Below are 6,338 nucleotides of genomic sequence, written 5' to 3'. Positions count from 1 at the left end.
GATCCCNGGCGTCCCGGGTCTTGGGGCACCTGTTTTTTGCGGAGCGGGCAATGCCTGGGGACCGGCGGAGCCGGATCCCNGGCGTCCCGGGTCTTGGGGCACCTGTTTTTTGCGGAGCGGGCAATGCCTGGGGACCGGCGGAGCCGGATCCCTGGCGTCCCGGGTCTTGGGGCACCTGTTTTTTGCGAAGCGGGCAATGCCTGGGGACCGCGGAGCCGGATCCTTGGGGTCAGGGGTCGGGACGCTGTGTTTGCGGTGAGGGTGATGCGGCGATTGTGGAGCGTATGAAATGAATCTGGCCCGTATCGATCTGGTCACGCTCGCGCTGTTCGTGTCGGTCGCGCGGCTGGGCAGCATATCGGCGGGCGCGCGGCAGGCGCGGCTGGCGGTGGGGGCGGCCAGTAAACGGATCTCGGATCTGGAAGCGGCGCTGGGTTCGCCGCTATTGTTCCGCAAGGCGGCCGGCGTCGAGCTTACCGATGCGGGCCAGGCCTGCCTGGCGCACGCCACCCGCATCCTGCAGGAAGTCGACCAGATGGCAGGCACGCTGTCCGACTACGCGCAGGGCGTGCGCGGGCAGGTGCGCATCGCCGCCAACACATCGTCGATCACGCAGTTCCTGCCGGACGACCTGTCGCGGTTCATGACCGAACACCCGGCCGTCCGCATCGACCTGGAAGAACAGAACAGCACGGACATCGTCGCCGCGGTGGTCGAGAACCGCGCCGACATCGGCATCTTCGGCGAGCGTACGCCGGAAGCGGGACTGCAGACCTTCCCCTACCGGCGCGACGAGCTCATGCTGGTGGTGCCCGACAGCCATCCGCTGGCGGCACGCGCCAGCGTCGCGTTCGCCGAAACCCTGGAATACGACTACGTCAGCCTGCCGCCCAGTACCTCGCTGGCGAGCCTGCTGGCGCAGGAATGCGCGCGGCTGGAGCTTCCCATGAAGCTGCGTATCCAGGTGCGCAGCTTCGACGCCATCTGCCGCATGGTCGTCGCCACGCGCGGCATAGGCGTGCTGCCGCGCATCGCGGCCGAGCCGCATGCGCGGTCGATGCAATTGAAGCTGATTCCGCTGACCGACGACTGGACGCGGCGCTGGCTGCTATTGGCCGTGCGCGATGTGGAAACGCTGACGCAGGCGGCGCGCATGCTGCTGACGCAGCTGCGCGCGGCGAGTTAAGACATCGCGTCGGCAACCGCCTCCGCCGTCGCGGCGCTCAGCGTCCATCCCAGATGACCATGGCCGGTGTTGTAGAACACGCCCGGCGATTCGCAAATCCGTGGCGAGGGCGCCCCGTCGGTGGGCGCGATCAGCGCCTCTATCCAGATGTTCCCGCCGCACGGTCCTTTTGCCTGAGAGTTTCCGGAGCGCTTGCTCCGTCGGCGTCGTGGTGATGACCGATCTCTTCCGTGTCGCGATCGGGAACGTCACGACATCATCACTACGCGGCAAGGCGGACCTGGGCGAGGCGCGGAAAGTCCACGTAGCAGGGATCTCGCCGAGGCATGGCCACCGCTTCGGTGACACGCCTCGGGCCGACTGGCACGACTTACCGCACCTTCTTCGCTTCCGCGATGATGGCGTTGGCCACCGCGGCCGGCTGGCTCAGCATGGGCACATGGCTGGAACGCACGTGCGTCACCGTCGCGCCTATGTGGGTCGCCATCCTGGCCTGCAGGGCCGGGTCGATCATGTGGTCCGCATCGGCCACCACGAAAGCGGAGGGTTTGCCGCGCCATGCCGCGTTCGTCACCTTGGTGCCGAAGATGGCTTCGGCGGCCGGTCCCTGGGTGGCCGCCACCAGACGGGCCTCCGGCGTGGGCAGGTCCTGTGCGAAGCTCTTCAGGATGCCTTCCGTCGACAAGGTCAGGAAGCCACCCGAATCCTTGTTCAACTGCGCCGCCCACGCCGGCGCCGGCGCGCCTTGCGTCATGTCGTTGATCGATTGGCCCTGGTCGGGCGCGAAGGCGGCCACGTAGACCAGGGCCTTCACCTTGTCGTTGACGCCAGCTTCCGTAATCACCACGCCGCCCCAGGAGTGGCCCACCAGGATGACCGGACCCTGCTGCGCGTCGATGGCGCGGCGCGCGGCATCAACGTCGTCGCGCAGGGACGATAGCGGGTTCTGCACGGCGACGACGTGGGCGCCGCGAGCCTCCAGCAAGGGGATGACCTTGTTCCAGCTGGAGCCATCGGCAAAGGCGCCATGCACCAGCACGATGTTCTTGCCTTTCAGGTCTTGTGCCGGCGGCGCCGCATGCGCGGCCGTGGCGGCAAGCGCGCTGGCCAGGAACAGGGCCGGCAGGGACTTCTTCAACAGGGTTTTCATGATGCTATTCTCCGTGCAGTTTCAGGAGACGCCAGCTTGACGCAAGGGGCGGCATAAGGGCATCGGATGAACATCCGATGCGGTCACCGATACGGAACCTTCTCGCATGCATACGCGCAACGAACCGGTCGCCGTTTACGACGGTGTACGGGCATTGGCTTTCATCGGCGACCTCAGCATGGGGCAGCCGACGGATCATTCGGCGCGGGTGGCGCGATTGGCATGCCGTATCGCCCGCGCCGCCGGCATGTCGGCCGAAGCCGTGCACGCCGTGCAGGACGCGGCGCTGCTGCGCTGGTCCGGCTGCACCGCCAACGCGATGGAAGTCGCCGATGTCTTCGGCGACGATGTGGCCGGGCGCGAAGCCATGCTGGCGATGCGCCCTGGATGGGCGGCTTCTCTGGGCCGGCATGGCGGCGCCGCCGCGATGCGGCCCCTGGCGGAAATCCATTGCGAGGTATCGGGGCAGGTTGCCGCCATGCTGGGCCTGCCGACACGCGTCGGTGACATCCTGCGCGCGGTTTTCGAAACCTGGGACGGCGGCGGCAATCCGCGCGGATTGAAAGGCACGGAGATACCGCCCGAGGTCTTCGCGGTAGTCCTGGCCGGCGACGTCGACATACTCAGCCGCGCCTACGGTGTGGCGCCGGCGTGTGAGATCATCCGCGGCAAGGCCGACGCGGCTTATCCCGCCAGCCTCGTCGATATCGCGATGGCCCATGCCGATGCATGGATAAGCGAACTGGAGCACGACGAAGAACCGGCGCCGCCCACGCCCGCCACCTTGCGGACCGCGCCGCTGGAACTCATCGCCGACGTGATCGACTTGAAACTGCCATGGATGACCGGCTATTCCCGCGCCGTCGCGACAGCCGCGGCGGCTTGCGCGAAAAGAATGGCGCTGGACGACGCCACGGTGCGCGCCGTCTATCGCGCCGGCCTGGTGCACGGCATCGGGCGCGCCTCCGTGCCCAATGGGATCTGGAACACGCCGTCCAGGCTGTCGGCGAACGCCTGGGAAAAAATTCGCCTGGTGCCCTACTGGACGGCGCGCGCCGGCAGGCAGACGGGCACGCTGGCGCAAGCCACCGAACTCGCGTCGTATGCCTACGAACGGACCGACGGCTCTGGATACTTCCGCTCCATTGGCGCGCCCGCCGTCGGCCAAGCCGCGCAAATCCTGGCCGCCTCGGTCGCCTGGATCGCGCTGCGCTCGCCACGCCCATGGCGGGACGCGATGTCCGACCAGGCCGCGGCGTCATGCCTGCGCGACGAAGCCGACCGTGGCCGATTCGATCGCCACATCGTTGACGCGCTCCTGGCCGTCGAAACCGGCGCCAACGTCGCGCCGGTGAAGGACGACGACAAGCCCTTGCTCGACGGCGCATCGCCCACCGGCAACACCTTGCTGACGCCCCGCGAGCGCGACGTACTGCGCGCCATCAGCCTGGGCGGCACCAACAAGGAAGTCGCCCGCCAGCTGGCGCTGAGCCCCAGCACCGTGCGCACCCACGTCGAAAACGCCTTCCGCAAGCTGGAATGCACGACACGCGCGGCGGCCACGCTCAAGGCGTCGGCGTTGGGGCTGTTGTAGAGCGGCCCTTTGCCTGCCTTTCTCGTTTCTGGAAACCCCCTTAGTCGAATACGTCATTCCCCGTTCTAATCGCCCTGCGGCACACTGTGCGTCCCTGGCAGTTGTCCGCAGGGAGGAGACATGACACGACAAATACTCGCGGGCATCCGCGTGCTGGAATTGGGCCAGCTGATCGCCGGCCCGTTCGCGGCAAAAACGCTGGCTGACTTCGGCGCCCAGGTGATCAAAATCGAACCGCCGGGCGTCGGCGATCCGCTGCGCAAATGGCGGATGCTGCATGAAGGCACGTCCGTCTGGTGGGAGGCGCAGTCGCGCAACAAGCAGTCCGTCTGCGTCGACCTGCGCCAGGCGGAAGGCCAGGACCTCGTGCGCATGCTGGCGGCCGAAGCCGATGTGCTGATCGAGAACTTCCGTCCAGGCACCATGGAGAAATGGGGCCTGTCGTGGGAAGCCCTGCATGCGCTGAATCCGCGCCTGATCATGCTGCGCATTTCGGGCTACGGCCAGACCGGGCCGAAGGCGGGTGAACCGGGCTTTGCCGCCATCGGCGAGGCCATGGCGGGGCTGCGCTACCTGAATGGCGAGCCGGGGCGGGCCCCCGTCCGCGCGGGACTATCGCTGGGTGACACCATCGCCGGCCTGCACGGCGCGCTGGGCGTGCTGCTGGCGCTGTACGAACGCGACGCGCGCGGCGGCACCGGGCAGGTAATCGACGCCGCGCTGTACGAAAGCATCTTCAACCTGACCGAAAGCCTGTTGCCCGAGTATTCCGTGTTCGGCGCCGTGCGCGAGCCGGCCGGCGCGGCGCTCCCCGGCATCGCGCCGTCCAACGCCTATCCGTGCCAGGACGGCTATGTCCTGATTGCGGGCAATGGCGACGGCATCTACACGCGGCTGATGTCGCGCATCGGCCGCGACGACCTGGCGCGCGACCCGGCGCTGGCCCGCAACGATGGCCGCGTCGCCCGCGTCGCGGAGATCGACCAGGCCATCGGCGCATGGACGCAGGCCCGGTCCATCGATCAGGTGCTGGATGCGATGCGCGAAGCCGGCGTACCCGCCGGGCGCATCTACAGCATCGCCGATATCGCCGAAGACCCGCATTACCGCGCCCGCAAGGCCATCGTCACGGTGGAAACCGCCAGCGGCATTGCCGTGGAGATGCCGGCGGTGTTTCCGCTGCTCTCGGGCAATCCTGGAGCGGTGCGCGAGCGAGCCCCCACACTGGGCGAGGACACCGACATCGTCCTGCGCGAGATCGGCGTCGATGAAGAACGCCTGGCCGCGCTGCGGGCCGCCGGCGTCATCGCATAACCGTGGGAAGGTCTCGGCCCTCGAAGCGCAACCCACGCATCGATACGAAAAAGCATCACCCGCCAACCATCCGCATAACAACGATCGGAGACATGGACATGAAAAGCTCGAACACGATCCGGCCCCTGCGCCGCCTGCTGGCCGCCGCCGGCCTCTGCGCCCTCGCCGCCCCCTTGGCGGCAAGCGCCGCCTATCCCGACCGGCCGATCACGCTGATCGTCTCGGCCGCCCCCGGCGGCACCACCGACATCGCGGCGCGCCTGATCGCCCAGCCGCTGGCCAAGGCCCTGGGTCAATCCGTCGTCGTGGAAAACAAGCCTGGTGCTTCCGGCAGCATCGCCGCGCAGGCGGTCAGCCGCGCGGCGCCCGACGGCTATACGCTGCTGCTGCAGTACTCGGGCTATCAGGTCATCACGCCGCTGATCACGCAAGGTCTGAACTGGGATCCCATCAAGTCGTTCGCGCCCGTGGCCAACATACTGTCGGCGCCCCAAGTCGTCGTGGTGCGCCCGACATTGCCGATCAAATCGATGAAAGAGCTGGTCGATTACGCGAAGGCGCATCCCGGCGAATTGAACTACGCGTCGTCGGGCAACGGTTCGCTGCAGCAGGTTGCGACGGAGCTGCTGAACCAGATGGCGGGCATCAAGACGACGCACATTCCGTACAAGGGCACCGGCCCCGCGCTGGCCGACCTGCTTAGCGGCGCCGTCGACATGACCATCACCACGCCGCCTCCGCTGCTGGGCCAGATCGCCGCCGGCAAGCTGCGGCCGCTGGCCGTCACCGGCAAGACGCGCCTGGAATCCCTGCCCAATGTTCCGACCGCCGCCGAAGCCGGCTACCCCGACCTGCTCGTCTCGTCCTGGTTCGCCATGTACGCGCCCGCCGGCACGCCGAAGGACGTTATCGGCAAATTGTCCGGTGAGATCGAGAAGATCATGAAGACGGAAGAATTCCGCAAGAAGGCCGCGGAACAAGGCGCCGAGGCCGACTTCATGGGCCCCGAACAACTCGGCAAGTACACGCAGGATGAACTGGTGCGCTACAAGACGGTGGTCGAAAAGGCCCACATCACGGCGAACTGAGACGCT

At 67.5% G+C, this 6,338-nt stretch carries 5 protein-coding genes and 1 riboswitch; of the genes, 4 read left to right on the top strand and 1 reads right to left on the bottom strand.

Annotated features, from left to right (window positions below; genetic code table 11):
* Positions 1–289 precede the first annotated feature (289 nt).
* Entirely contained in the window at positions 290–1,186 is an 897-nt protein-coding gene (locus ACNA0R_RS03205; RefSeq protein WP_415824438.1) for a LysR family transcriptional regulator, read from the top strand.
* Between the two features lie 151 nt (positions 1,187–1,337).
* Positions 1,338–1,427: riboswitch (glycine riboswitch) on the bottom strand.
* Between the two features lie 129 nt (positions 1,428–1,556).
* Here ACNA0R_RS03205 and ACNA0R_RS03200 read toward each other — a convergent pair.
* Positions 1,557–2,336, bottom strand: coding sequence for an alpha/beta fold hydrolase (locus ACNA0R_RS03200; RefSeq protein WP_415824437.1), 780 nt, complete (start codon positions 2,334–2,336; stop codon positions 1,557–1,559).
* Positions 2,337–2,442: 106 nt separating this feature from the next.
* Here ACNA0R_RS03200 and ACNA0R_RS03195 point away from each other — a divergent pair, with 106 nt between their 5' ends.
* The 3 genes from ACNA0R_RS03195 to ACNA0R_RS03185 all read left to right on the top strand — a co-directional run bounded on the left by ACNA0R_RS03195 (position 2,443) and on the right by ACNA0R_RS03185 (position 6,332).
* Positions 2,443–3,930, top strand: a complete 1,488-nt coding sequence (locus ACNA0R_RS03195; protein WP_415824436.1) for an HD domain-containing phosphohydrolase — start codon at positions 2,443–2,445, stop codon at positions 3,928–3,930.
* A 120-nt stretch (positions 3,931–4,050) separates the two neighbouring features.
* On the top strand, positions 4,051–5,244 hold the full coding sequence (locus ACNA0R_RS03190) for a CaiB/BaiF CoA transferase family protein (RefSeq protein WP_415824435.1): 1,194 nt from the start codon (positions 4,051–4,053) through the stop codon (positions 5,242–5,244).
* A 98-nt stretch (positions 5,245–5,342) separates the two neighbouring features.
* On the top strand, positions 5,343–6,332 hold the full coding sequence (locus ACNA0R_RS03185) for a Bug family tripartite tricarboxylate transporter substrate binding protein (RefSeq protein ID WP_415824434.1): 990 nt from the start codon (positions 5,343–5,345) through the stop codon (positions 6,330–6,332).
* Positions 6,333–6,338: the final 6 nt, after the last annotated feature.

This window comes from Bordetella sputigena (genome assembly GCF_965137885.1).
Lineage (GTDB): Bacteria > Pseudomonadota > Gammaproteobacteria > Burkholderiales > Burkholderiaceae_B > Bordetella_C > Bordetella_C sputigena.
Note: the sequence above shows the minus strand (reverse complement) of the source record. Positions and strands in the feature narration are given on the sequence as shown.

Excerpts from the sequence above, each read along its gene's own strand:
- ACNA0R_RS03200 (WP_415824437.1), bottom strand. The coding sequence starts at position 2,336 with ATGAAAACCCTGTTGAAGAAGTCCCTGCCGGCCCTGTTCCTGGCCAGC.
- ACNA0R_RS03185 (WP_415824434.1), top strand. The coding sequence starts at position 5,343 with ATGAAAAGCTCGAACACGATCCGGCCCCTGCGCCGCCTGCTGGCCGCC.
- ACNA0R_RS03195 (WP_415824436.1), top strand. The coding sequence starts at position 2,443 with ATGCATACGCGCAACGAACCGGTCGCCGTTTACGACGGTGTACGGGCA.
- ACNA0R_RS03205 (WP_415824438.1), top strand. The coding sequence starts at position 290 with ATGAATCTGGCCCGTATCGATCTGGTCACGCTCGCGCTGTTCGTGTCG.
- ACNA0R_RS03190 (WP_415824435.1), top strand. The coding sequence starts at position 4,051 with ATGACACGACAAATACTCGCGGGCATCCGCGTGCTGGAATTGGGCCAG.